This is a genomic window from Sulfurimonas sp., assembly GCF_028694605.1.
Classification (GTDB): Bacteria; Campylobacterota; Campylobacteria; order Campylobacterales; family Sulfurimonadaceae; genus Sulfurimonas.
In genome coordinates this window covers 94,380-118,936 of sequence record NZ_JAQVKP010000007.1, presented here as the reverse complement: position 1 = coordinate 118,936, position 24,557 = coordinate 94,380, and the positions used below count along the sequence as shown (strand labels likewise).

Below are 24,557 nucleotides of genomic sequence, written 5' to 3'. Positions count from 1 at the left end.
CTCATAAAAAAGCACCTTGTATTGGTCTGTTGTCGTAAACAAATTATACTTTAAAGTGCCTATTTATGGGCTTTATTTATGCTTTTGAATGTAGGAAATTTAGGATTTTCTATGTGCGAAAGTTGAGAAAATTATGCTTGATTTAGAGAAAGGGAGAGTGGCTTTTTCATATGCAAAAGCTGCATATGAAAAAATATTTATCGAAGCAGTTTTTTAACGATGCTTCTTGCGGCTTCACGGCCGTCATACGCTGCTGTTACAACCAAGTCCGCGCCTCTGTAGCAGTCGCCGCCTGCATAGATGCCTGCGGTTGTTGTCTCATGGGTCTCTTCGTTGACGATGATGCCGCCCCATTTGTTGGTGCTTATGCCATTTTCCGCCAAGAAAGATGGGACTTCTGGATCAAAACCAAGCGACATGATGATGACATCTGCACTCACTCTGTATTCGCTTCCTTTGACCTCTTCCATTTTTTGACGTCCGCTCTCATCTTTTGCACCAAGTGTTGTCTTGACCACTTCAACAGCAATGGCATTTCCTTTCTCGCTTAAGATAATCTCTTTTGGTGCGGCGAAAAATGTAAAATCAACACCCTCTTCCATGGCGTTTTTATACTCTTTTTGGCTTCCGGGCATGTTGTGTGCATCGCGGCGGTATAGACACATAACGCTTTTTGCACCCTCTCTCTTTGCTGTTCTTAGGCAATCCATTGCCGTATCGCCGCCGCCGATGACTACAACATTTTTATCTTTATAATCAAACTTTTTATCATAGGATAGTTTGAAGTTTTTTCTTTGGATAGCAGTTAGGTAATCCATCGCCTTATAGACGTTTGGTGCCTGCTCCCCGTTGATAGAGGCCTTTTTCGCTTTTGTCGCGCCTACGCCGATAAACATCGCATCATGTTTGTCGGCAATCTCTTCAAAAGTTATATCTTTGCCGACTTCACAGTTAAGAACAAGCTCCATTCCCGCTTCTGCAAGATACTTTACGCGACGCTCAACAATTTTTTTGTCAAGTTTAAAGTTTGGGATTCCGTATGTAAGAAGCCCGCCCGCTCTATCGCTTCTCTCATACATAGTCACGGCAATTCCTGAGCGCAAAAGATATGTTGCACATGAGAGACCAGCCGGACCGCTACCGATGATAGCCACTTTTTTGTCTGTCGTGATGCCTGGGAACTCCGGTTTGTAGCCTGCTTTAAATCCCTCTTCTGTTATGTATGTCTCAACTGAGCCGATTGTAATAGCACCATGCCCGTCATTTAGCGTACAGTCACCCTCGCAAAGTCTGTCATGCGGACAAACTCTTCCCATAACTTCCGGAAATGGCGAAGGCTCGTTTGATAGTTTAAATGCAAACTCCAAATCCTTCTCACTGACGGCTTTGAGCCATTGCGGTACATAGTTGTGCAGTGGACATTTGTTGAGACAAAAAGGGTCTCCGCACTGGATACATCTCTCACTTTGAGTTGCAGCTTCATTGCGGTCAAAAACTTCATAAATTTCATTAAAATCTTTTGTTCTCTCAACGACTAATCTTTTTCTCGCCTCGATTCTTTCAGTATTTAAATACTCTCTCATGATTAATCTCCAATCTCTAAGTTCATAGGTAGTTTTGTTAGGTTTTTAGGTTTTACAAGCCAGAAATTTCTCACCTCTACTCTAAAGTTCTCAAGCAGTGCTTTTGCTTTTTTGCTTCCTGTTTCTGCCAAATAGTCTTTTAAAAGTCTTTTTAGATAGTGTCTCGCCTCATCTCCATCATCCGTATCAATACGTACCGGTTCGACAAGTTCACGGTTGACACTTTCTATAAATGTATGCTCTGCATCATATACAAAACTTATACCGCCTGTCATACCTGCACCAAAGTTGATACCAGTACGCCCTAAGATAACTACAACACCGCCCGTCATATACTCACAAGCATTGTCTCCAGTTCCCTCGACGACCGCAAGTGCACCTGAATTACGTACACCAAATCTCTCGCCGACACTTCCTGAGACATAAAGTTTTCCGCCTGTTGCACCATAGAGACATGTATTGCCACCTGCTGCAAACTTCTCACCCTCATTAGATGATTTGATGATTATTTTACCACCATGCATCCCTTTGCCGATGTAGTCATTTGCTACACCTTCAAGATAGAGAGATACTCCCGGAACCAAAAAGGCACCAAGCGCTTGTCCGGAGATTCCCGTAAGATTGATGCGTACAGTATCGCTTGCAAGTCCTTTGTCTCCATAATACTGTGCTATCTCACCGCTTATAAGTGCTCCAAAACTTCTGTTAACATTTGTAATTTCACGAGTGATACGTACTTGATTTTTTGGATGCTTGATAGAACTTATTGCCTCTTTTAAAACATCTTTCTCAAAACTGTTGTCGTCAAAAGGTGCATTATATGGTTCTTGACATGTATTGACACCTTTTTCTTGGTGTAGAAGAGCACTAAAATCAAATTTTTGTGCAAATGGATCATCAACTACTTTAAAGAGGTCGTTTCTTCCAATCATCTCTTGCATTGTTCTAAAGCCAAGCTCTGCCATAATTGAGCGGACATCTTCTGCTAAAAGTGTGAAGTAGTTCACCAATTGATGCACATGCCCTTTGAAAAACTCTTGACGAAGCTTCTCGTTTTGCGTTGCGATACCTACAGAGCATTTGTTGACATGGCAGATACGAAGCATTTTACAGCCGACAATTGTCAAAACTCCGGTACCAAATGCGTAACTCTCCGCCCCCAAAAGTGCTGCTTTAACGACATCAAGACCTGTTTTTAGTCCACCGTCTGCTTGAACTTCTACTAAACCTCTGAGGTTGTTTGCTTTGAGTGCATTGTGTGCTTCACTAAGTCCAAGCTCCCATGGGTTTCCTGCAAATTTGATAGAAGTAAGAGGTGCAGCACCGGTTCCGCCGTCTCCTCCGGAGATGATGATTTTATCCGCATACGCTTTTGCAACACCGGCTGCAATCGTTCCTACACCCAAAGTTGAGACTAGTTTTACCGCCACTTTTGCTTTTGGATTAACCTGCTTTACATCAAAAATCAACTGTGCCAAATCTTCGATTGAGTAGATATCGTGATGCGGCGGAGGTGATATAAGTGTCACACCCGGAACAGTATGGCGCAGCTTACCGATAAGAGGAGAGACTTTGTGTCCCGGAAGCTGTCCGCCCTCTCCCGGTTTTGCGCCTTGAGCAACTTTAATCTGAATCTCTTCCGCACTTCTTAAGTACGCTGCCGTGACACCAAATCTTCCTGATGCTACCTGCTTAATCTTGGAGTTTCTGTTAGTTCCGAAACGCTCACTGTCCTCTCCGCCCTCTCCGGAGTTGGACTGTGCGCCAATCTGATTCATGGCAAGTGCGATTGTCTCATGCGCTTCTGGAGAAATAGAGCCAAGACTCATAGCAGCCGAAGCAAATCTTTTGAAAATTGCCTCTTTTGGCTCAACTTCTGAGATATCTATGGCTTTTCTATCTGATTTTATCTCAAAGAAATCACGGATAAACTTTAAACCCCTTTGGTTTACAAGGCTTCTTAATTTCTCATAATCTTTTTTTGTTCCGCTCTCTGCTACTGCATGGATAGCTTGGATAACTGCAGGACCAAAGTCGTGGTGTTCCTGATCTGTATAGAATTTGTAGTACCCACCAATGTTTAGAGGGAAAATCTTCTTAAAGCCGTTATCTTCAAATGCTTCTGTATGATACTTTGCAAGTCTCGCATCAATATCTTCATAGTTTAGTCCACTGAGTGCAGCATGAGATGTTGCAAAACAGTCATTTACAACTTCACGGTTAAGACCCATGATGTCAAAAAGACCTGCATTTCTATAAGAGGCGATTGTTGAGATACCCATTTTGGACATAATTTTTAAAATACCGGCGTTAAGAGAGTTGTGTACTGCTTTAAGGGCTGCATTGCAGTCGATTTTTACAGCATTGGATCTGTTTGCATGATCAATTACACTCTCTGCTAAAAGTTTAGGATGAATCGCATTTGCGCCGTATCCTATAAGAACTGCTGCACTATGTGAATCATAAACTTCACCTGTTACAGCTACCATAGACGCCAAATGACGTACTTTTGCTTTTAAAAGAGCGATATTTAAGCACCCAATCACCATCGCCATCGGAATAATTCTTTTTGTCTTGCTAAACTCATAATCATCAAGAATAATAATACGTGTTCCCTCGTTTTTAACAGATGATACAATAGTTTCAACTAAAGCATCAAGTGATTTTTTTAAGTCACTTTCATACGCCGTAGAGAATGTCTTATTGCGGTAAAAATCTTGATAACTTGGAGATTTTTTATCGCCGAATGATTTTAAAATAACGAGCTTTTCATTTGTGATGATTGGCGAGATAGATTTGAGACGATGTGCGTGAAAAGGAACTTCATCTAAAATGTTATGCACCTCTCCAAAGCCTGTGTTCAAGCTCATGACTACTTTTTCTCTAATCGGGTCAATCGGAGGATTTGTAACTTGAGCAAATTTTTGTTTAAAAAAGTCGGTAAATGCTCTTTGTTTTTGAGAAAAACATGCAAGCGGAGTATCATCTCCCATAGAGCCAACAGCCTCTTTGCCTTCAAGCATCATAGGTTCGATAACCTGTTCAACAACTTCATGGGTAATGTTAAAATATCTCTGTCTGGCGATAAGCTCTTGCTTCTCATATTCCGGTTTTGACATATACTGATCTACTACATGTTCTTGTAGGTAAATCATATGCTCATTGAGCCATTTCATATATGGGTTAGAGCTTTTTAGATAGTCGTTAATCTCACTGTTTTTGAAAATTTTCCCAAATTTAAGGTCAAGTCCAATCATTTCGCCTGATTGCAGACGCCCTCTCTCTTTGATTTCTTCTTCAGAAATATCAACAACACCGTACTCACTTGCGATAAGAAGCGTATCATCTTTTGTGATGATATATTTTGAAGGGCGAAGACCGTTTCGATCAAGTACGCATCCGACATATCTTCCATCTGTTACAGAAAATGCTGCAGGACCATCCCACGCTTCAAAAACAGTCGAGTGGTACTCATAAAATGCCCTGAGTTCCGGATCCATGTGTGGAGCATTTTGCCATGCGGCAGGGATGAGGGCACGAACTGCTTTGAAAAAATCCATCCCGTTGACAAGTAAAAACTCAAAAAAGTTATCCGCCGAAGCACTGTCTGAAGATTTTGGCTGCAAAATAGGAAGGATTCTCTGAATCTCTTCATTAGTGAAGACTTCACTTTTGATAGACTCTGATTTTATCTCAACATTGAAGCGATTTCCCTCAACAGAGTTGATTTCGCCGTTGTGCGCTACTGCACGGAAAGGCTGTGCAAGTCTCCACTCGGGAAGTGTGTTTGTTGAAAATCTTTGGTGGAAAAGTGAAAAAGAGATTTTAAAACTCTCATCTTGCAAATCTTTATAAAACTCTTGGATATGCGTAGGCATTACAAGACCTTTATAAGATAGGACTTTAGAACTCATTGAAGCGATATAAAAATCTCTGTCTCCAACCAATTTATGCTCACTCTCTTTGCGTGAAAGATAAAGCAGTGCTTCAAATCTGTTGGTAGCCATAATTGAATTTGGAGTTATGAAGAGCTGTACAATGTTTGGAAGTGAGGCAAGAGCCTGTTCTCCGAGTGCATTAACATCTACGGGAACATCTCTTTTTAAAACCACTTTTAAGTCATTGTTCGCGCAAACTTCTTCTATGGTTGCAAGATGATTTTTATCTTTTGTAAATACACAAGCAACGGCAAATTGTGCAGGAAGCTCAATGCCGCTCTTTGCGGCCTCTTTGCGTAAAAACTCTTCAGGCAAAGAGAGAAGCAAACCGCTTCCGTCTCCGGTTTTTCCATCTGCTGCCACTGCGCCTCTGTGCATCATTCTCTCTAGTGCAGTTACCGCATCGTTGAGAGTTTTGTGTGATGCTCTGTTTTTGATATTTGCAATAAGACCAAAACCACAATTATCTTTGAATGATCTTAATAAATCGTGATATGCAACCATATAAACTCCTAAATATACAAATTTTTGTAATTTCTTTACAAATTTAATCTATTTTTAAACTAACTTGTTTTATTTAAAGATTAAGTCCTGCATTATACATTTTAAAGGTTTAAAAATTTATAATATAAGCATATTTTTTTAGAAAATATAGAGAAATTGTGTACAAAAGAAGCGCATTATGCAGGGTTTTATAGTTAATCTTAACAGGGTCAAAGATGAAGATCTTATAGTCACAATCATATCAAGAGAAAACTTAGATACGCTTTATAGGTTTTACGGTGCACGTCATGGAGTTATCAATCTTGGATTTAAAATAGACTATGAAAAAGACAGTTCTTCAAAAGCAACGATTCATAGATTGAAAGATGTTATTCATATAGGATTCAGGTGGATTGGTGACTATAAGCTCCTACGCCTTTGGCAGGATTTTTGTTCTCTTTTTTATAAACATCTTAAAGATACCGATACGCTTGATACTTTTTATTTTGACCTTTTAGAAAATGCTTCACAAAATTGGAATAGACAAAACCCAAAAAGAGTTGCCATAGAGTCCTATATAAAACTGCTTGAGCATGAAGGAAGACTTCACAAAGAGTTTGAGTGTTTTTTATGTTCTGAGACCATTGAACAAGAAGAAGTTGCTTTCATCCGTGCATATTTGCCGACGCACAAGCATTGCTCTTACGCTTATGGATTTCATAAAGTCGCAATTGCAGAGCTTTTTGAAAAACACTCTTCACTTTTTTTAAGTGATACAGAGGTTGATAGGCTCTGGACAACCCTTTTAGAAGGAATTTAAAATTATTTTGTTAGAATCCCGACATGTTTAAACTCTAATGTAAGGATTTTATTTTGAAAGCAATCTTTGATATATTTGCTACTGTTAAATCGCGTGTTCTTGTAACTATCTTGCTCTTTGGTGTTCTTGCGGTTGGTTTTATGTATATCTATACCTCTTATGCATTCAACGATTTTTCAAATAAAACTGCAAAAAAATCTCTTGATATGTTGAGCCAATCTATCTTTCAAACTGTTACGCAAAGTATGCTTGCCGGCGATCCGGCTGTAGTACAAACGACGATAGAGAGTGCGAAAAAGATTCATGGAATCGAGAAGCTTGATGTCATAAAATCTCAACTTGTTCTTGACCTCTACTCGGGTGGCAGAAAATATTTCTCTAGTGAAACGGTAGTAGATGAAGTTTTTTCAACAAAAAAATCAAAAACAATCGAAAAAGAGGAAAAGAATCATCATACTATTCAGCTTGTAAATCCAATGAAAGCTGAAGCAAACTGTCTTGCATGTCACTCTAATGCTAAAGAAGGTGATGTTTTAGGTGTTATGAATCTTATTATATCGCTTGATGACAATGACAAAGAGATTCAAATGGCAAAAAATACTCTTCTCGCCACGCTTGGTTTTGTCTTTTTTCTTTTTATGGCAATTATGAACATATTTTTCAAAAAAGAGGTTATAAAACCTATCGATGAGTTGCGCAGCCGAATCCGCGCTCTTGTGGATGGCGATAGAGATTTGACAAAACGCATCGAAGTAGTGCGTAAAAATGAGTTTGCCGCATCGGCTTATGCTATCAACGATTTTGTAAGCAACATTCAAAGTACCGTAAACGAGGTTAAGTATTTGGGAAGAGAAAATGTATTTATTGCAAATACTATTACCAAATCTTCTTCTTTGATTCACAGTAGCGTTAATGAAGAGGGTCATATTGTACTTGAGACGACACAAAAAGGCAAGACTATCAAAGAGATTCTTGATAACTCTATTTTTATTGCACGAGAGACACAACAGAAAGTCTCTCAGGCAAATAGTAATTTAGAATCTTCACATAAGGTTTTAAATGAACTTGTAGGTGAGCTCAACAACTTTATTGAGATAGAAAACGAACTCTCAGGACAACTTCTTGGTCTTAAACAAGATGCAGATGAAGTTAAGAATGTCTTGTATGTCATCAAAGATATTGCGGAGCAGACAAATCTTTTGGCACTCAATGCAGCGATTGAGGCAGCGCGTGCGGGTGAACATGGAAGAGGCTTTGCGGTAGTTGCAGATGAAGTTCGTAAGCTTGCAGAACGAACGCAGCGCTCGCTTGGAGAGATTGAGATAAGCGTGAACACTATTGTTCAATCTATAAATGATATAAGCGATAAAATGCATACAAATGTGCAGGGAATGGAAAACCTGACAAATATCTCTCAAGATGTCGAGGAGAAAATCAATAACACTTCATTCGAGATGAAAAATTCTATTGAAGTAGCAAGAAAATCCGTGCAGGATTCAGAAACAATGACAAAACAGACAGATGAAATTATTGAAAAAATCAATAAAATAAGCACACACTCCCTTTCAAACAAAGAGAGAGCGCTCAGCATTGAAGAAGAGTCAAGCCGTCTGCTTCAAGTTGCGAACTCGCTTGAATCACGCCTAAATGAGTTTAAAAGCTAAGAAGGAGATTATGCCTTCTTAGCTACCAATGAGGCAACTTTTATCTTTTCTCCTCGCAAGTTAATGTCAACTCTCTCTTCATAATAGACAATATCCAACCCAATAAAAGAGTGCAGTAGTTCATTTTTGCGTAAAAGATAGTCAAGATTTGTAGTAGGCATATTAAAATCGCCGTGTGCTACGATAAATGTCTCGAACATCAAAACTCCGCCGCTCTTGAGTGCATCTTTCATTTGAGAAACAAGGCGACGATTGAGATAATTTACATTGACTATAAGATCATATTGATTTGGCGTAAGATTGTATTTATCCAAATCTGCATCTATTTTCTTAATCATCGCACTTTTTTTTACTTTATTAAGTGCGTAATCAGAGATATCAACCGCATCAACCATAAATCCCAAATCTGCCAAATAGTGCGAATTACGCCCTGTTCCGCATGCCACATCAATCGCCTGCCCTACTTTTGCGTAAGATATGTACTTTGCAACCAAGGGAGATACTTCTTGAGGCATAGGATTATCCAAATATCTCTCGTTCCATCTTTGTTTATCTTCTAGCATAAAAATCTCCTTTTTTTGTGTTTAAAAAGATACAAAACTATCTTGCGTAAGCAGTATTAATGGGGGTGTTCTCATTGAAATTGAGTATCTTTAATATTGTTTTTTTATTCATTTTGCGCGCAAAGTCCATAACGCTTATCCCTTTTATATCTACAGCGTTTGCGTTTGCACCTTGTTCTAGTAAAAACTTCACCATCTCAACTCTGCCATAGCAAACAGCTGCCATTAGCGGTGTAAAACGGCTTCTTCTTTTAGTGTCGTCAACTTTAAAACCTCTGGATAAAAGGTACTTGACAATCTCTAAGTTGTCATAAGTGACTGCCATATCAAAAATCGTAACGCCCTCTTCGTCAAAGTCAAATATATCCGCACCGCTTTCAATCAAAAGCATAATTAAGTCAGTGTCGCATCTGTATCTGAGTGATGATGCTAAAACAGACTCTCCGTTCTCACTTGATTCATTGATATCAGCACCACTGCCGATATGTTTTTTAATACCCAAAAAGTCGTTATTTTTTAAAAGTTCAATCCATTTATTCATCTCAAAAGTATATACTAAATGTAATAATGTTTAAGTATAATTCAAAAAATAAATTACACAGAAGCGAGAATCCATGGAAATTATTCAAACAGCAGATGCTTTTAAGGCATTGATTCAAGATATAAAAACAACGACAAATGGGTATAAAGATCCTTTGGCGTTTGGTATTTGTAGAGTAGATTTAGGACAGTTAAATCTCTCAAAAACTCTTCAAGCTACCTATCCTGTAGTTAACTGGAATGAAAATTTCGGAAGTGCGGCGATTTTTATCAAAGCACTTGCAGAACAAGGTGTGGAAGTAGATTTTATGCAAAGTGAAGTTGTCTGTAATGTTAATGCCGCATTTTTAAAAAGTGCTCTTAACGCATTTACTCCTTATGCAGAGGAGGCTTATGGGGATGCACACAAAAATATTCAAGTTGTCTCGGCGCTCTACAATCAGCTTGTAACAAGCGGTGCAAGGGAGGGAGAGTTTAAAGTGGTTTTCCTTTTTGCAGATGAGCCGCTTAAGAGTGTTGAAGCGGCATATCTCAAACTCTATGCCCTCTCTTTGGCTAAAGTCGCTATCAGAAGCATCAACCTCAACGGGGCTTTTGGCACACTTCCAAATGTTGCATGGTCAGCGGGTAAACCAATCGAACTTGAGTACCTACGAGAGTACGAGATAGAGCTTAAACTCTCCGGTGAGTATCCTCATATTGATTTTGTAGATAAATTCCCAAGATTCTTGCAACATATCATTCCCTCAGACAATACTCGTATCCTCGATACATCAAAAGTACGTTTCGGTGCGCAGCTTGCGGCAGGAACAACAGTTATGCCTGGAGCTTCTTACATCAACTTCAATGCAGGAACAACCGGTCCTGTTATGGTTGAGGGAAGAATTTCAAGTTCGGCGGTTGTGGGTGCAGGAAGTGATGTGGGCGGTGGCGCTTCCATCCTTGGTGTACTTAGCGGAACAGACGGCAATCCTATCACTATCGGCAAGAACACGCTTTTGGGAGCAAACTCAACTTGCGGTATTCCTCTTGGAGACGGATGTATCCTTGATGGCGGTTTGGCGATTTTTGCAGGAACAAAGTTTCATATCAACAATGAAGAGATAACTGAGATACAAGCAGTAAATCCTGATGCAAAAATTGACACTATTATGAAAGGAAAAGAGCTTGCGGGACTGAATGGACTTCATTTTAGACAAAACTCTCTCACAGGAGAATATGTAGTTCAAAGAAGTACGAGAGAAGTAAAACTAAACGCTGAACTGCACTAAATTTGATTTTGAAAAAAAAGGGAGAGTATGAAAAATTTTGGTATTGATATTTGGGGAAATAAGAACTTCATTATTGAAGATGGTCAGATAAAACTTAACTATAAGTGCATGCCATCACTTTTACAGATAGTGGAGGATATCCGCTCGGAAGATGTGAGAGGACCGATTTTACTCCGTTTTCCGCATCTTATCAAAAGTCAGATTCGTACGCTCTACTCCTATTTTGACAAAGCTATCGAACAAAACAGCTATCAGGGAAGTTTTAATGCGGTCTTTCCTCTTAAAGTAAACCAGTTTCCCCATGCAGTAGAAGCCGTAACATCGCAAGGTGCGCAGTATAACTATGGTCTTGAGGCAGGTTCTAAGGCTGAGCTTATTTTGGCGATGAGTAAAACGCCTAGCGGTGCAAATATTACGGTCAACGGCTTTAAAGATAAAGAGATGATTACGCTTGGCTTTATTGCGGCGCAAAGCGGACATAATATTACTATTACGATTGAGGGCTTGGGCGAACTTGAGACTATTATTGAAGTCGCAAAAGAGTGTGATTTGAAAGTGCCAAATATCGGGATACGCGTGAGACTTCACAGTGCCGGAAGCGGTATCTGGGCAAAAAGCGGTGGTATGGATGCAAAATTTGGTCTTACTTCCACAGAGATTATTGAGGCTATCACACTGCTTAGAGAAGCGGAGCTTTTGGACTACTTAAGTATGATTCACTTTCACATTGGCTCTCAGATGTCAGATATAGCACCGCTTAAAAAGGCACTTAGAGAAGCGGGAAATATCTATGCAGAGCTTAAAAAAATGGGAGCAAACAAGCTAAATAGCATCAATATCGGCGGTGGTTTGGCAGTAGAGTACGATCAACACACACATTCAAACTCTCGCAACTACTCCATTGATGAGTTCTCAAGCAGCGTTGTTTTCTTGCTCGGCGAGATTATGAATGCAAAAAATGTTGCCCATCCAAATATCTTTACAGAATCCGGCAGGTTTATCGTTGCTTCCCATGCGGTACTTATCACTCCTGTTTTGGAACTTTTTACACAAGATTTTCAAGAAAAACTGCTCAACTTCAAACCTGTCAATCCGCCGCTCATTGAGGAGCTTATAGAACTGAACAAACTTCTCAACAACACAAACTGTATTGAGTATCTTCACGATGCTCTTGACCACATGGAGTCGGTTCTTACGCTCTTTGATTTGGGCTACATTGACCTTCAAGACCGTTCAAATGCGGAGATTTTAGTACACAATATCATCAAAAGAGCGCTCTACCTTAAGTCTGCAAACCCTACGGATGAGCTAGCACAGTTGCAGGTAAAACTTCAAGAGCGTTATCTTATAAACGCTTCCATCTTTCAGAGTTTACCGGACTATTGGGGGCTTGGGCAGCATTTTCCGGTTATGCCTCTGCATCATCTCAACACAACACCGTTGCGTGCGGCTTCACTTTGGGATATCACATGTGATAGTGATGGCGAAATCGGGTTTAATCCTGACAAACCGCTCTATCTACATGATGTAAACCTAGACGAAGAGGAGTACTTTTTGGGCTTTTTCAATGTCGGCGCATATCAAGAGACACTTGGTATGAACCACAACCTCTTTACACATCCTAGCGAATACACCGTCCTCATTGATGAGTATAGCTATGAGATAAAAAATGAGATAGAATCAAAAAGCATTTTAGATATTTTGGACGATCTTGGTTATGATGCTGCACAAGTTTCCAGCAAGCTTAAAGATGATCTCTCAAACTCCACTTTTATAACAGAAAAAGAAAAAAATGATACACTTGCAAAATTAGAGCTGTTTTTACAACAAAATGGCTATTTAAGAACCACTAACTAGGAGTTTATCTTTGGGACTTTTTGCTGAAATCAGGGAAGATTTTTTAAATGCTTACAACAATGATCCGGCACTTAACTCAAAATTTGATTTTCTCTTCAACTACCCCGGTGTCTGGGCGGTTGCGTGGTACAGAGTGGCGCACAGACTTTATAAGGCAAACTTTAAAAGTCTGGCAAGAGTTATCATGGGACTTAACCAGATTCTTACAAACATAGATATCCATCCGGGTGCAGTCATAGGAAAGAGAGTTTTTATAGATCACGGGACCGGTGTGGTTATCGGTCAGACCGCCATCATAGAGGATGATGTCCTTATCTATCAAGGCGTAACGCTTGGCGGTGTGTCACTTACGCAAGGCAAGAGACACCCTACCGTAAAAAAAGGTGCCGTTATAGGTGCAGGAGCAAAAGTGCTTGGCAATATCATCATCGGGGAAAACGCAAAAATTGGCGCAAACTCCGTTGTCGTCAAACCGGTTCCAGACAATGCAACCGCTATTGGCATTCCTGCTCATGTGATAGAGAAAGGGAGATGCAAAGAGCCTCTTATGCACAACTTGCTTCCGGATATCAACAAAGAGATGTTTGAGTATCTGCTTAAGCGTGTTGCGGTACTTGAGCATATCTTGGTTGAAGACAACAAAGAGCTTTTGGAGCAAGATTTGGCACTTGAAAATATTTATGAATCCTTTATCAGAGCAATGAAAAATTAGATTTTTTTTAGTATAATTCGCCCAATATTTCAAAGAAAAAGGGTTCTTATGCTAACAGATCGCGTAAATACACTATCTGAATCAATTACGATTGCTATTTCAACGCTTGCTGGTGAGCTTAAAGCTCAAGGTAAAGACATACTTAGTTTCTCTGCCGGAGAGCCTGATTTTGATACACCTCAAGTTATCAAAGATGCTGCTATTGCCGCAATTAATGAAGGCTTTACAAAATATACTGCCGTTGAGGGTATTCCTGCGCTTAAGGCTGCCATAGCAAATAAGCTCAAAAGAGACAACGGCTTGACATACGCTCCAAATCAAATCATCACAAACAACGGTGCAAAGCACTCTTTGTTTAACCTTTTTGCGGCAGTAGTTCAAGAAGGCGACGAGGTAATTATCCCGTCTCCATACTGGGTAACATACCCTGAACTTGTTTTGTATCACGGCGGAACGGTTGTAGAGATTGAGACGAATGACGAAAGCTCGTTTAAAATCACTCCTGAACAGTTAAAAAATGCGCTTACTTCAAAAACAAAGATGATAGTACTTACAAGCCCGTCAAACCCGACAGGTTCTGTTTACTCAAAAGAAGAACTTACTGCTCTTGGCAAAGTTTTAGAGGGAACGGATGTTTTGGTTGCAAGCGATGAGATGTACGAAAAACTTATCTATGACGGTGAGTTTACATCCGCTGCGGCTGTTAGTGAAGATATGTATAAAAGAACCATTACCATCAACGGTCTTAGCAAATCTGTTGCGATGACGGGTTGGAGATTTGGCTATATGGCTGCTCACCAAACAGAGATTATCCAAGCGACTAAAAAACTTCAAAGCCAAAGCACTTCAAACATCAACTCTATCACTCAAAAAGCGGCAATTGTGGGCTTAAACGGTGATGCGGATGCGGATATCGAGAAGATGAGAGTGGCATTTAAAGAGCGCCGTGATGAAGCCGTAAAGCTTATCAACGCAATTGAGGGTTTAAGTGTTTATAAACCTGACGGTGCGTTTTACCTCTTTATCAACATCAAAAAAGTATCTAACGACTCTATGGATTTTTGTAAGCAGCTTTTAGAGAGAAAAGGTGTAGCTTTAGTTCCGGGTGTCGGTTTTGGAAGCGAGGGTTACGTAAGATTTAGTTTTGCTACCGATATAGAGAGCATCCGCAAAGGCATCAAGAGAATCGAAGAGTTTGTAAAAGAGTTACGCTCTTAATATTTTCATACGCTATGGCGTATGGAGATTAAAATCTTTCGCATAGATAATATTTACCCCCTGCCCTGTCTCTTTTATATCAACATCTACACGTAGAGACTTGCTTAAGCTATACTGCAAAATAAGACTTGAAATCGTATCATTTTTATATATTATGCGGATTCTTTTGTTTAGGCGTGCGCCTATTTCATACCCTAATGTTCCCTCTTTGTTTGTTAGGATGTTGAGTGTATCAAAATTCACACTTGTGGATTCGTTTAGCATTTTTTTGAGCCCAGTGCCCAGCAAAAGTGTGTTAAGCGATGTTTTGGATGTGCCTTCTGCCGTAAAAACAGATGAAGCACTCTCTCCAAAAAGGATATAGGAGAGGATATCGTTTTGGTTCATAGCGGGTTTTGATGCAAAAAGTATGACGGGCGAACTCATTTTGTTTGTGATGTAAATCTCTATATCGATATAATCAAGTGTATAATAGTGCAGATTTAGGTTTAGATGCGGATTTATCTCTTTTCCTCCGTAAAAATAGAGTTCGCTTTCGTCAAACTCAAAAACTTTATCGTTTAAAACAACTTCACCGCTTTTTATAGCGACAATACCGAATATCTCTACAAAAGAGTTCATTTTTTGCTGGATAAATAGATTTGGAACCATAAGAAGTGAAATCTCTTTGGTTTTGTAGGATATAGGTTTGGATGCGGTGACTAGGACATTTATCTCTCTGTTGCTTTTTTGTTCACTCTCTTTGATGTCTTGAATAATGATAATGTCCTCATCGCCGATGCTGTATGTTTTTCTCGGTTTGTACATTACCGTGCCATCAAGTATCTCAACTGCACCGTCAATACGCTGTTTTTGCATATCAAGCGCTATTTGCAAATCAAGTTTCAAAGATAGATTTGCCTCCGGTGATTCGTAAGGAAAATTGTCGCTCTTAAGTGAAAAATCTGCACTCAAATCTGCTGTTTTAACCAACCCTTGCAGCAGTAGTGTGTCAAATATCCAAAACTCTTGCAGTTCAATATCTGAGTTTTCATTGATAAAAATTTTTGATGTTTTGTCGGAGAAAATTTTACGGTTTTGTACATCAAAACTGTATCTTTTAAGCGTGAGTTCATTTGCTTTATAGACAAATTCTGCTGTGCCGTCACCTGAAAAACTGCTTTTTGAGTCGAGTTTGAGCGTATAGAGCGGTACATTCATCTTTGTCATAATCTTTAGTGTGTCTGAAAAATCTATCTCTGATTGTGCTTCTATTTTGGCATCAAAGTAGGTTTGGGATAAGTTTGCGTCAAGCTCTTTTGCAAAAGTCAAAAGAGACTCTATTTTTGTGTCTATAGTAGCGGTTTTGTTTTGAAAATCAATACGATAATCATAAAAAGAGTGACCAAAAGCACCGTAGCCTTTTACTTTTGCTTCATTGCCAAAGAGTGAGAACCATAAGATATCTGATTTGAGAAAGAGTGAAATTTCTTTGTTTTTCTCATGTGCGGTAACAGAAATTTTGGAAAATCTACTTAAATCATACTTTTTGTAGAACAAAAACTCTTTGTTTGGATGGATAGTTGATTCTATAAATGTCTCGTTTTTATCTCGTAAAATCTCCGCATCAAACTTTGCATAGCGGGTGGTGGCATCAACGAAAAACTTTTTAAAATCATTAGTTTTGACATCTGCTTCTATCTCTTTTGCGCTAAAGTGCATATCTGTTGCACCTTTGTCATACTTGATATTCATACTAAATGTATCAAAGGGAAGTTTCTTCTTTGTATCGGCCATTTTTGCTTCGAGTTTGGAGTGCGTCACAAAATCAGCATCTACAAAAACGTCCTGTTTTATTTTTGCCGCATACTCTTCATAGCGTGCATCATAAGTCGCATCAATACTGAAACTCCCCTCTTCTATGAGATAAGAGAAGTGAACTGTGACATCGGCAATAGAAAAATCTGAAAAATCTTTTATCTTGGCATTTTTAAGTGTTGTACGCAAATCAATCTTTTTTGCATCGATAAGAACATCAAGGAGAAGTTTTTTTGGGTTATACTCTAAAAAATCTATATATTTTTCTTCTGTCTCATTAGAGAGCTGTAGAGAAGATTTTCCTCTTAATACATTCTCCTTTACCTCTCCATTAAAAGTTCCGTTGGCATACCTTGTTTTTGCCTTTAGTTTCAGTTTTTCTATATCCAGCATCTCTCTATAGCTAAGATTTGTGGCATCTAAATCAAACAAAAACTTCTCTTCTTTATAATGCAGCGTAGCATTTTTAAGTTCTGCTTTTGAGAGATTAAAAGCAAAAGAAGATGTGCTGGCATCTGTAGAAGCCAAGAGTGTATCTAAGTCAATAAAAACTTCACTACCGCCCAAAAATGCAACTCTTGGCGTTGGCTGCAAAAGAGAGAAAAAACTGTACTTAAGAGTGAATTTTTTTGCTTTTATACTCTCTTTGTAGGCAAAATCAGAAACCTCTACACCATGAAAAAGCGTTCCCTCGATTGAGCTGTATGTGACATCAAACTCTTTAAGATATTTTTGCGCTAAAAAAGGAAGAACATCTTTTTGAAAAAATACAAAAAGAGTAAATAGAATAAGTGCAACAAAAAAGAGCATGCTGCTTTGGAAAAAGAGAAATATTTTTTTTATCAAAACAGTTCTCCGATATGAAAGTGAAATGCATAATGCTCAAGGGGGTCTTCAACGTCACAGCCGATATCAACGGCGATGGGTCCGATGGGTGTTTTATAGCGGATGCCAAATCCTGCGCTATGGTATCCGTTTGCATAATTTGGCGCACTGCTCTCTCCGACATAGCTGTTATCGTTGAAAATAACGCCTCCAAAATCGCCATAAATTTTAAATCTAAGTTCGGCGGTTGCTTCCATAATGGAGTCAAAACCCAGCGGGTCGCCTAAGCTATTTGTGGGACCTATTTCTCTGTACCCGTAACCGCGGTTGCTGTGCATCCCTCCAGCAAAAAAACGATATGATGTCGGAAGTGCGCCATCTGTGAGACTAAGCGTCCCATACTCTGCCCTAAGGGCAAGAATGGTGCCCTCTAAAGAGTAAATTTTACCCCCGCCTACTTTGAACTTATGGTACGTTGCATCTGAAATGGTGCTTTTTTGTGAGGCAGTTATTTCGCCTTTGATAAAATAACCGCTACTAGGGTCTAAAATCTTATCTCTTGTATCGTATGCGTACTCAAGTTTTGGTGAGACTATAAAGAGTTTGTTGAGTGGAAAAAGAGCTTCATCATCGCTTTGGTAGGTATTGATTTGGTCAAAAATAATACTCTCTTTTAAAACGTGTTCACCTCTTTTTTGTTTTAAGTAGAGAGTTGAGAAAAATTTGTACTCTTTGAAGCCTAAAAACCGCTCATTTTCATATCCGGTTTCAAAACCCGTGAAGTTATGGTTGGCAAGTGGCATATCAAAGGCAAGTATTGCGTTTTGCTTGATTTGGGCAACTTTGCCCTTAAGACTTAACGTTTTTAGATTTCCTAAAAAATTTCTATGCAAAAGACCAACCGATGCCGCTGCACCCTCGTCACTGCTTGCACCGATACCAAACTCAAAACGTAGCGGATTTTCGTTTTGGATAATGCTTACTGTTGCATTGACTTGGTTTTCTTTCACGACTTCCGTATCAATAATAGCTTTGGAAACACCCTCGTAAGCATAAAGCTCTTCATAGCTTTTTGTGATACTCTCTGAGGAAAATTCTTCGCCTTTGCGTATCAAAAGCAAAGAGTGTACAATCTCTTTATCTATGTTTTTGGATGGCACAACCTCAATATCGCCAAAATAACACTCTTTGTTTTTGCTAGATTCGTAGTGAAGGTAGGCTTCATTGCGCTCTTTGTCAATCCACGCTTTTGCGTCAACAGATGCATTGCAGTAGCTGTTGTTTGCATAAAAATGTCTTATCTCTTTTTTGCTCTGCGTAAATTTGTTTGAATCGAAAAAATCACCGACCTTAAAGGGGATAACACCGTTAAAATCCAATTCTGCGTGATTTGAGATATGTTTTATAATGACAGGTTCGTTTTCTTTGATGGTGAGAACAATGTTTGAATCCTCTTTTTTTGATGCTATTTCTGCACCAAAAAAGCCTCTTGTTTTGTAGTACTCTTTGAGTGTTTGTATGATAAGTTCAAGAGTTCTTTCATCTATAGATGGTTTTTCTTTATAAAACTCATAAAAAGAGGGCTCTCTTAAATCTAACGACTCATAAAGACTGCTTGACGAGATATGATGATTCCCACTGAAAATAAGCTGGAGTTTTTCTCCAAAAAGAAGCGTCGAAAAGAAAAGAAGCAAATAGAACTTTTTTTTCAATCACGCTTCCATTTGTTACTAAAGCTCTCTAAGAGCCTCAATAACTTCCTCTAAATTTTCAAGCGGAATATGAACCTTCCAATCAGGCTCCTCTGCATCACCGCCCAAAGATATCCCTATACTTGCAATACTATGACTTCCTTTTCCGTAAGGTTCGTCAATCTTTGTTATGGAAATAAGACCTTTTTTTGTCCCGCTAAGTGGTATCGTTTTTGACATTTGCTTATCCTTTTTTTGTTATTTGATAAGTCTAGCGATTTTGCCCTGAAGCTTGAGCCATAGTCTGTGTTCCATCAAAGGGAATCCAGCAAATGTTAAGCCGCTCTCGTTGATGCTTTTGGTTACACCGCTGCGTGCTGCCATAGTTGTAAAAGGGGCAATGCTGAGATGCCCTGCCGTAGCACTCTGTCCGCCCATAACGACATTTCTGCCCATTGTTGTCGAGCCTGATATGCCGGCTTGAGCTACTAAAACAGAGTGTTCTCCGATGATGCAGTTATGCCCGACTTGGACAAGGTTATCGATTCTTACGCCATACTTGATAAGCGTACTTCCAAAAACTGCTCTATCAACGGCACTTGAACTGCCAATCTCTACATTATCCTCTATGACAACATTGCCGTTTTGATAAATCTTTCTATGTTCGCCGAGTTTGTTTGTTGCAAAACCAAAACCGTCACTTCCGATGGTGGTGTTTGCATGGATGATACAATCACTTCCGATTTTGCAATCTCTGTAAACGGTAACGCTTGGATAAAGGATGGTGTTATCTCCTATAACCGCATTTGCACCTACATATACATGTGCCATAACGGTGCAGTTTTTACCTATTATTACCCCTTTTGCAATCTCTGCTTTTGGTGAAACAACACTCCCCTCGCCTATCTTTGGTTCGTTCAAAGAGGCATCTTCAATGGGTGGGGCAAAATATTTTGAGAGTGTTGCCATCTCCCAGTACGGATGCTCTACTACAAGTGCAACAGCGCTTGATGGAACAAACTCAGCCATATCTTTATGTACAATAATGGCACCTGAGTGAGAATTTTGTATCTCTTTTATATATTTTGCGTTTGCAACAAAAGATATTTCGCTTTGTGTGGCATCTTTGAGTGTATTCATTTTGGTTACTTCAAAATTTCTACCATCAAACTCCGCATTGATGATTCTTGCGCACTCTCTTAAATCCATATCTTATCTCTCTAGTGCTACGGCACCGCTTCTTACAATCTCTTTTGGATTGTACTTCATGATGATTTTTAAGAAGTTATCGACCCTTTTTGGCTCATCTGCGACCATAGTTATGATAACGTTTTCGCCTACATTTACAATCTTACCGTTGTATGCCGCACAGAGCGATGCAATATCTGTAATGTTTTCAGAGGCAGGAAACTTTACAAGTGCCATCTCTTTTTCAACCAAATCAGCGTGTTCATATACCTTTAGAACTGGTATGAGCTTATGCAGCTGCTTTGTGATTTGCTCTATCACACGGATAGAGCCGGACGTAACGATAGTAAGTCTTGAATATCTGCTCTCAGGAATCGGTGCTACTGTGAGTGATGTGATGTTGTACCCACGCCCTGAGAAAAGGTCTGTGATACGAGAGAGGACACTTGCTTCGTTTACCACGATAACCGAGATAACTCTTCTTGCGTTTTCTTCTTGCATTATTTTCTCTCCTTCTTCTCTAAAAGCATCATATTAAAAAGTGACCCGCCTGCCGGAACCATCGGCATAACATTTTCCAGTCTCTCAACAACAACATCGATAAAAGTAACCACATTTTTCTCAACTGCCTCTTTAAGTGCTGCATCAAACTCTTCTTTTGTGGTAACTCTATAGCCGATACCGCCAAATGCCTCCGCAAGCTTTACAAAATTCGGTTGAACGCTCAAGTCTGTCTCACTGTGACGCTTATCGTAAAAGAGTGTCTGCCACTGTCTTACCATACCAAGATAGTTGTTGTTTAAGATAATATTAATAACGGGCAATTTCTTCTCTACCGCCGTCATCAACTCTTGACAGTTCATAAGGATAGAACCGTCCCCCGTAAAGTTGATGCTGATTTTTTCAGGCGAAGCAACTTTCACGCCCATAGCCGCCGGAAAACCAAATCCCATTGTTCCAAGTCCGCCTGAGCTTATCCACTGTCTTGGACGAGAAAACGGATAAAACTGTGCTGCCCACATCTGATGCTGTCCAACATCAGTAGAGATGTTTGCGCTATCGCCCAAAAGCTCGCCTACTCTTTGTATAACCCATTGAGGCTTGATGCGCTCGCTGTCTTCATGGTATGTAAGCGGATGGAGTTCGTCAAAATTGCGAATCGTCTCTCTCCATGAACTATAGCGTGAGGGATTGATTAAAGAGACGGACTCAAGCATCTCGTTTACGATATTTTTGACATCACCGACGATAGGATAGTCTGCTTTGACCAATTTTGAGATACTTGCAGGGTCGATGTCCACATGGATAACACCTGCATTTTTAGCAAACTCTGAGAGTTTTCCGGTAACCCTGTCATCAAACCTAGCACCCAAGCCGATAACCAAATCAGTCTCGCTCATAGCCATATTTGCCGCATAGCTTCCGTGCATTCCAAGCATAGAGATAAGCAACTCATCATCATGACTTAGTGTGCCGCGTGCCATAAACGTTTCAACGGCAGGGATACCTGTTTTTTGTACAAGCTCTCTTACTTCATAAGCCGCATTGGAGTTGATGATACCTCCGCCAAGATAAAAGAGAGGGCGTCTCGCTTTTGCTATAGCCTCCATCGCCTTTTTAATCTGGCGAGGATTTCCTTTTGTGTGTGGTTTGTAGGTTTCTAAATCAAGCTCTACCGAGTAGTCAAACTCTGCAATTTGAGCGGTAACATCTTTTGGTATATCTACGTGTACGGGACCCGGTCTGCCGCTTGCCGCTATGTAAAACGCCTCTTTTAAGATGCGTGCCAAATCACGTGCATCTGTTACAAGGTAGTTGTGTTTTGTGCATGAACGGCTGATTCCTACTGCATCTATCTCTTGAAATGCATCTGTACCGATAAGGCTCATCGGAACCTGTCCGCTGATAATAACTAGCGGGATAGAATCCATATAGGCATCCGCAAGTCCCGTAACTGCATTTGTAAATCCCGGACCGCTTGTAATCATCGCAACACCGACTTTGCCGCTTGCTTTTGAATAGCCCTCTGCTGCATGTACGGCAGCTTGTTCATGTCTGGTCAATATATGTTTAAAGCTGGTTTGTTTATAAATTTCATCATAGACATTCATGATTGCTCCGCCTGGGTAACCAAAAACTGTGTCAACCCCTTCAGCAATTAAAGCTTCAATGACCATCTGTGCGCCACTTATCTGCATGAAAAGTCTCCTTTTTAAAAAATTCGCTAATTATAGTTAAAGTGAACTATATTATAAGTTAAATTTTGGTGTAGTTTCTTATTATAATATGGAATTAACTATCATAGATGGTCTCCATCTAAAAATGTCTCCACGTGCTTGCGACTCTATATTGAGCTTTGATTCCGGATATTGTGCTTGAAAGAGAAGAAAAAAGTCTCTTATCTCTTGGTTCAAGCCATAGTATAAAATATAGTTTTTAATTCCGTTTTCTACTGTTTTTTGTTCTGCATGTTGATGGATAGCGTTTTTTAGCTGAGTAATGTGCAAAAGAGAGAAAAGGTCTGCGATATCTGCATTTTTTGATCTTATCTTTATGTAGTTTTGCAAGGTTGTTTTGAGCATCTCTGCATCTGCTTGGAGTGCATAATCATACGCTTTGTCAAAATCTTCTTCCCATGCAGCTTGTAGTTTTTTTCCGTCTTGGGTATTTTGAAGAGCCGGTGAGATATCAAGAAGATTGTATGCCGCAATAATATTTTGAGCCTCTATGGCATGAAAAAATTTATGCTGATTTTCTATATCGGAGATAATCTCTCTTGCTTCTTCTTTAAAATCATCAAAATCGAGCAAAATACGAAAAATCTTTACCGCAGAGTGTGTATCGCCGTTACTTAGAAGAGTTTGCGCTTTCATATAGAGTGAATCGGAGTATTGAATCAGAGCTTTATACTCCGGATACTCTTTTAAAAATGGGTTTTGCTTGACAAGCTCAAAGGAGAGTTTAAACTCCTGCTGAGCGATAGATGTACGAAATCTTCTATAGACATGAATGTTGAGTACAAGCTCTTGAATCATTACTGTTTTTTCGCTTATGCCGCGATAAGGCATCAAAATCTCTTGCGCCATAGAACTCATTTTTGCATCAAGCAGGTATTTTTTTGCAAGCGCAAAACTCTTCTCCCATTGCGCCTCTAACGCTTTGTAAACTTTTGTCTCTTTGTAGATAGGATGCATATTTGCCAAATTGTAGGCTAGAGAGATTTTTTTATTTTTTACAAACATCAAAAACTTATCGTACTCTGCATACTCTTGAACAAGTTTTTGTCCAAACTGTCTTTTAGCGGAGATGGCACTGAAACCATCAAGTACTTTAAGAGCGCTTGCTTTGTCGTTTCTCTCAAGAAACTCTTTTGCGTAACTTAGCGCCTTTTCCCATAGAGCGTCAAAAGCTTTGGAAGCTTTTGTGTATTTTAAAAGAGGGTTTTGCTCTATCTCTTGGAGCATTTGTACATATTTTTTCTCTTTTATAAGTTTTGCAAGTTCATCTTCATTGGCAAAAATATCGTAAAAAAGAAGTTCGCCATTCTCTGTCGCAACTATGAGTTGGTTTGTCTGCTCATCAAAACATAAAGCACTAACTGCATGTTCAAACTTGATATATCTTCTTGATATAAGTTTATACGTATGCAAATCATAAACCAAAATATAGCCGAGTTTAGTTCCTAAAAAGATAAAACCGTTTTGGTGCGCAATGGCGATTTGTGTAACATCATCGTGGATTTCGTGAAGTTTTCCGACCACTTTAAGTGTGCTGATATTCCAAATAAAGCCTTTGCTTTTTTTATCGATGCTCAAAAGATGCTCTTGGTCTAAAAATGCAACTTTGATAACCGGAGCGGAGTGTTGTTTGAGTTTGCCTTTTGGCAGCATCAAGCTAAGGCTAAAAAGAGATATATTTTTGTCGTAACTTGCGGTTGCTGCGATATCGCCATCACTGCTAAATGCTATATCATTGACAATATCGAGATGGCGTGGAAGCGTGAGTGCCAATTTTTTAGTCTGGATATCAACGCCAAAAGTACCGCCGTCATCGCCGCAAGAGAACATATACCTATCTTTTGGGTCGATGCCTACGCATGCGACTTCACCTTGGTGTCTGTCGAGTGAAGCGATATTTTTTCTGCTTTTCGTCTCAAACAGTTTTGCCTCTCTTGCATCGTGGGACAAAGTGGCAAAATAGTCTGCGTCAGAGCTAAAATCTATAACTTTTGTGGCGTATCTTGTATGTAAAATAGCCATTTTAATCTCATCTTTTACTACAAGTTTTTCTTTGTCAAGATGTCTTATGGTCGTAAAAGAGTCTGCTGTTAAAAGTGTTTGAGAGTTAAGAATTTTTAGATAAATAATCGCTTCATCAAAACTGCTTTTTTTTATGGGTGTCATACGT

At 39.5% G+C, this 24,557-nt stretch carries 17 protein-coding genes; 6 read left to right on the top strand and 11 right to left on the bottom strand.

The genetic code is table 11. From position 1 onward, the window contains the following. Positions 1 to 197 precede the first annotated feature (197 nt). Positions 198 to 1,583: a glutamate synthase subunit beta gene (locus PHY84_RS05880; RefSeq protein WP_299858443.1), complete on the bottom strand. Its 1,386-nt coding sequence runs from the start codon at positions 1,581 to 1,583 to the stop codon at positions 198 to 200. A gap of 2 nt (positions 1,584 to 1,585) precedes the next feature. After that, positions 1,586 to 6,025, bottom strand: a complete 4,440-nt coding sequence (gltB, locus tag PHY84_RS05875) for a glutamate synthase large subunit (protein ID WP_299858442.1) — start codon at positions 6,023 to 6,025, stop codon at positions 1,586 to 1,588. A 178-nt stretch (positions 6,026 to 6,203) separates the two neighbouring features. Here gltB and recO point away from each other — a divergent pair, with 178 nt between their 5' ends. Both recO and PHY84_RS05865 read left to right on the top strand, forming a co-directional pair. Beyond that, positions 6,204 to 6,824 carry a recombination protein RecO gene (gene recO, locus PHY84_RS05870; RefSeq protein WP_299858441.1) on the top strand — a complete coding sequence of 207 codons (621 nt, stop codon included), beginning with the start codon at positions 6,204 to 6,206 and terminating at the stop codon, positions 6,822 to 6,824. 53 nt (positions 6,825 to 6,877) lie between these two features. Further along, positions 6,878 to 8,488: a methyl-accepting chemotaxis protein gene (locus tag PHY84_RS05865; RefSeq protein ID WP_299858440.1), complete on the top strand. Its 1,611-nt coding sequence runs from the start codon at positions 6,878 to 6,880 to the stop codon at positions 8,486 to 8,488. A gap of 8 nt (positions 8,489 to 8,496) precedes the next feature. On the opposite strand, the gene PHY84_RS05860 is transcribed toward PHY84_RS05865, so the two are convergent. Both PHY84_RS05860 and PHY84_RS05855 read right to left on the bottom strand, forming a co-directional pair. Continuing rightward, positions 8,497 to 9,051, bottom strand: a complete 555-nt coding sequence (locus PHY84_RS05860) for a methyltransferase domain-containing protein (protein WP_299858439.1) — start codon at positions 9,049 to 9,051, stop codon at positions 8,497 to 8,499. Positions 9,052 to 9,088: 37 nt separating this feature from the next. After that, the gene (locus PHY84_RS05855) at positions 9,089 to 9,592 is read right to left on the bottom strand and encodes an ankyrin repeat domain-containing protein (RefSeq protein ID WP_299858438.1); all 504 of its coding nucleotides are present in this window, start codon (positions 9,590 to 9,592) and stop codon (positions 9,089 to 9,091) included. A gap of 73 nt (positions 9,593 to 9,665) precedes the next feature. On the opposite strand from PHY84_RS05855, the gene PHY84_RS05850 reads away from it, so the two are divergent. From PHY84_RS05850 to PHY84_RS05835, 4 genes are read left to right on the top strand one after another with little or no spacing between them, the layout of a single operon-like run. Continuing rightward, complete coding sequence (locus tag PHY84_RS05850) at positions 9,666 to 10,862, top strand: tetrahydrodipicolinate N-succinyltransferase N-terminal domain-containing protein (RefSeq protein WP_299858437.1); 1,197 nt, start codon at positions 9,666 to 9,668, stop codon at positions 10,860 to 10,862. 27 nt (positions 10,863 to 10,889) lie between these two features. Then, positions 10,890 to 12,719 carry a biosynthetic arginine decarboxylase gene (speA, locus tag PHY84_RS05845; protein ID WP_299858436.1) on the top strand — a complete coding sequence of 610 codons (1,830 nt, stop codon included), beginning with the start codon at positions 10,890 to 10,892 and terminating at the stop codon, positions 12,717 to 12,719. 10 nt (positions 12,720 to 12,729) lie between these two features. Beyond that, the gene (gene cysE / locus PHY84_RS05840; RefSeq protein WP_299858435.1) at positions 12,730 to 13,431 is read left to right on the top strand and encodes a serine O-acetyltransferase; all 702 of its coding nucleotides are present in this window, start codon (positions 12,730 to 12,732) and stop codon (positions 13,429 to 13,431) included. Positions 13,432 to 13,479: 48 nt separating this feature from the next. Beyond that, the gene (locus tag PHY84_RS05835) at positions 13,480 to 14,649 is read left to right on the top strand and encodes a pyridoxal phosphate-dependent aminotransferase (RefSeq protein ID WP_299858434.1); all 1,170 of its coding nucleotides are present in this window, start codon (positions 13,480 to 13,482) and stop codon (positions 14,647 to 14,649) included. Positions 14,650 to 14,661: 12 nt separating this feature from the next. Here the strand turns inward: PHY84_RS05835 and PHY84_RS05830 are convergent, their stop codons facing one another. The 7 genes from PHY84_RS05830 to PHY84_RS05800 all read right to left on the bottom strand — a co-directional run bounded on the left by PHY84_RS05830 (position 14,662) and on the right by PHY84_RS05800 (position 24,553). Next, positions 14,662 to 17,292 carry a translocation/assembly module TamB domain-containing protein gene (locus PHY84_RS05830; RefSeq protein WP_299858433.1) on the bottom strand — a complete coding sequence of 877 codons (2,631 nt, stop codon included), beginning with the start codon at positions 17,290 to 17,292 and terminating at the stop codon, positions 14,662 to 14,664. Further along, positions 17,289 to 18,983 (bottom strand): outer membrane protein assembly factor, encoded by a 1,695-nt coding sequence (locus PHY84_RS05825; RefSeq protein ID WP_299858432.1) that lies wholly within the window; start codon positions 18,981 to 18,983, stop codon positions 17,289 to 17,291. The genes PHY84_RS05830 and PHY84_RS05825 overlap by 4 nt, the downstream gene beginning before the upstream one ends. A gap of 18 nt (positions 18,984 to 19,001) precedes the next feature. Then, positions 19,002 to 19,202: a hypothetical protein gene (locus PHY84_RS05820; protein WP_299858431.1), complete on the bottom strand. Its 201-nt coding sequence runs from the start codon at positions 19,200 to 19,202 to the stop codon at positions 19,002 to 19,004. A gap of 18 nt (positions 19,203 to 19,220) precedes the next feature. Next, entirely contained in the window at positions 19,221 to 20,171 is a 951-nt protein-coding gene (lpxD, locus tag PHY84_RS05815; RefSeq protein WP_299858430.1) for a UDP-3-O-(3-hydroxymyristoyl)glucosamine N-acyltransferase, read from the bottom strand. Positions 20,172 to 20,174: 3 nt separating this feature from the next. Then, positions 20,175 to 20,651, bottom strand: coding sequence for an acetolactate synthase small subunit (gene ilvN, locus PHY84_RS05810; RefSeq protein ID WP_299858429.1), 477 nt, complete (start codon positions 20,649 to 20,651; stop codon positions 20,175 to 20,177). Continuing rightward, complete coding sequence (locus PHY84_RS05805) at positions 20,651 to 22,348, bottom strand: acetolactate synthase large subunit (RefSeq protein ID WP_299858428.1); 1,698 nt, start codon at positions 22,346 to 22,348, stop codon at positions 20,651 to 20,653. Before PHY84_RS05805 ends, ilvN begins: the two co-directional genes overlap by 1 nt. Positions 22,349 to 22,429: 81 nt before the next feature. Continuing rightward, positions 22,430 to 24,553 carry a hypothetical protein gene (locus tag PHY84_RS05800; RefSeq protein ID WP_299858427.1) on the bottom strand — a complete coding sequence of 708 codons (2,124 nt, stop codon included), beginning with the start codon at positions 24,551 to 24,553 and terminating at the stop codon, positions 22,430 to 22,432. Between the last annotated feature and the right edge of the window lie 4 nt (positions 24,554 to 24,557).

Coding starts and splice junctions, on each gene's coding strand:
- lpxD (WP_299858430.1), bottom strand. CDS start 20,171: ATGGATTTAAGAGAGTGCGCAAGAATCATCAATGCGGAGTTTGATGGT.
- PHY84_RS05880 (WP_299858443.1), bottom strand. CDS start 1,583: ATGAGAGAGTATTTAAATACTGAAAGAATCGAGGCGAGAAAAAGATTA.
- speA (WP_299858436.1), top strand. CDS start 10,890: ATGAAAAATTTTGGTATTGATATTTGGGGAAATAAGAACTTCATTATT.
- PHY84_RS05800 (WP_299858427.1), bottom strand. CDS start 24,553: ATGACACCCATAAAAAAAAGCAGTTTTGATGAAGCGATTATTTATCTA.
- PHY84_RS05860 (WP_299858439.1), bottom strand. CDS start 9,051: ATGCTAGAAGATAAACAAAGATGGAACGAGAGATATTTGGATAATCCT.
- PHY84_RS05850 (WP_299858437.1), top strand. CDS start 9,666: ATGGAAATTATTCAAACAGCAGATGCTTTTAAGGCATTGATTCAAGAT.
- ilvN (WP_299858429.1), bottom strand. CDS start 20,651: ATGCAAGAAGAAAACGCAAGAAGAGTTATCTCGGTTATCGTGGTAAAC.
- PHY84_RS05835 (WP_299858434.1), top strand. CDS start 13,480: ATGCTAACAGATCGCGTAAATACACTATCTGAATCAATTACGATTGCT.
- PHY84_RS05855 (WP_299858438.1), bottom strand. CDS start 9,592: ATGAATAAATGGATTGAACTTTTAAAAAATAACGACTTTTTGGGTATT.
- PHY84_RS05805 (WP_299858428.1), bottom strand. CDS start 22,348: ATGCAGATAAGTGGCGCACAGATGGTCATTGAAGCTTTAATTGCTGAA.
- recO (WP_299858441.1), top strand. CDS start 6,204: ATGCAGGGTTTTATAGTTAATCTTAACAGGGTCAAAGATGAAGATCTT.
- PHY84_RS05820 (WP_299858431.1), bottom strand. CDS start 19,202: ATGTCAAAAACGATACCACTTAGCGGGACAAAAAAAGGTCTTATTTCC.
- gltB (WP_299858442.1), bottom strand. CDS start 6,025: ATGGTTGCATATCACGATTTATTAAGATCATTCAAAGATAATTGTGGT.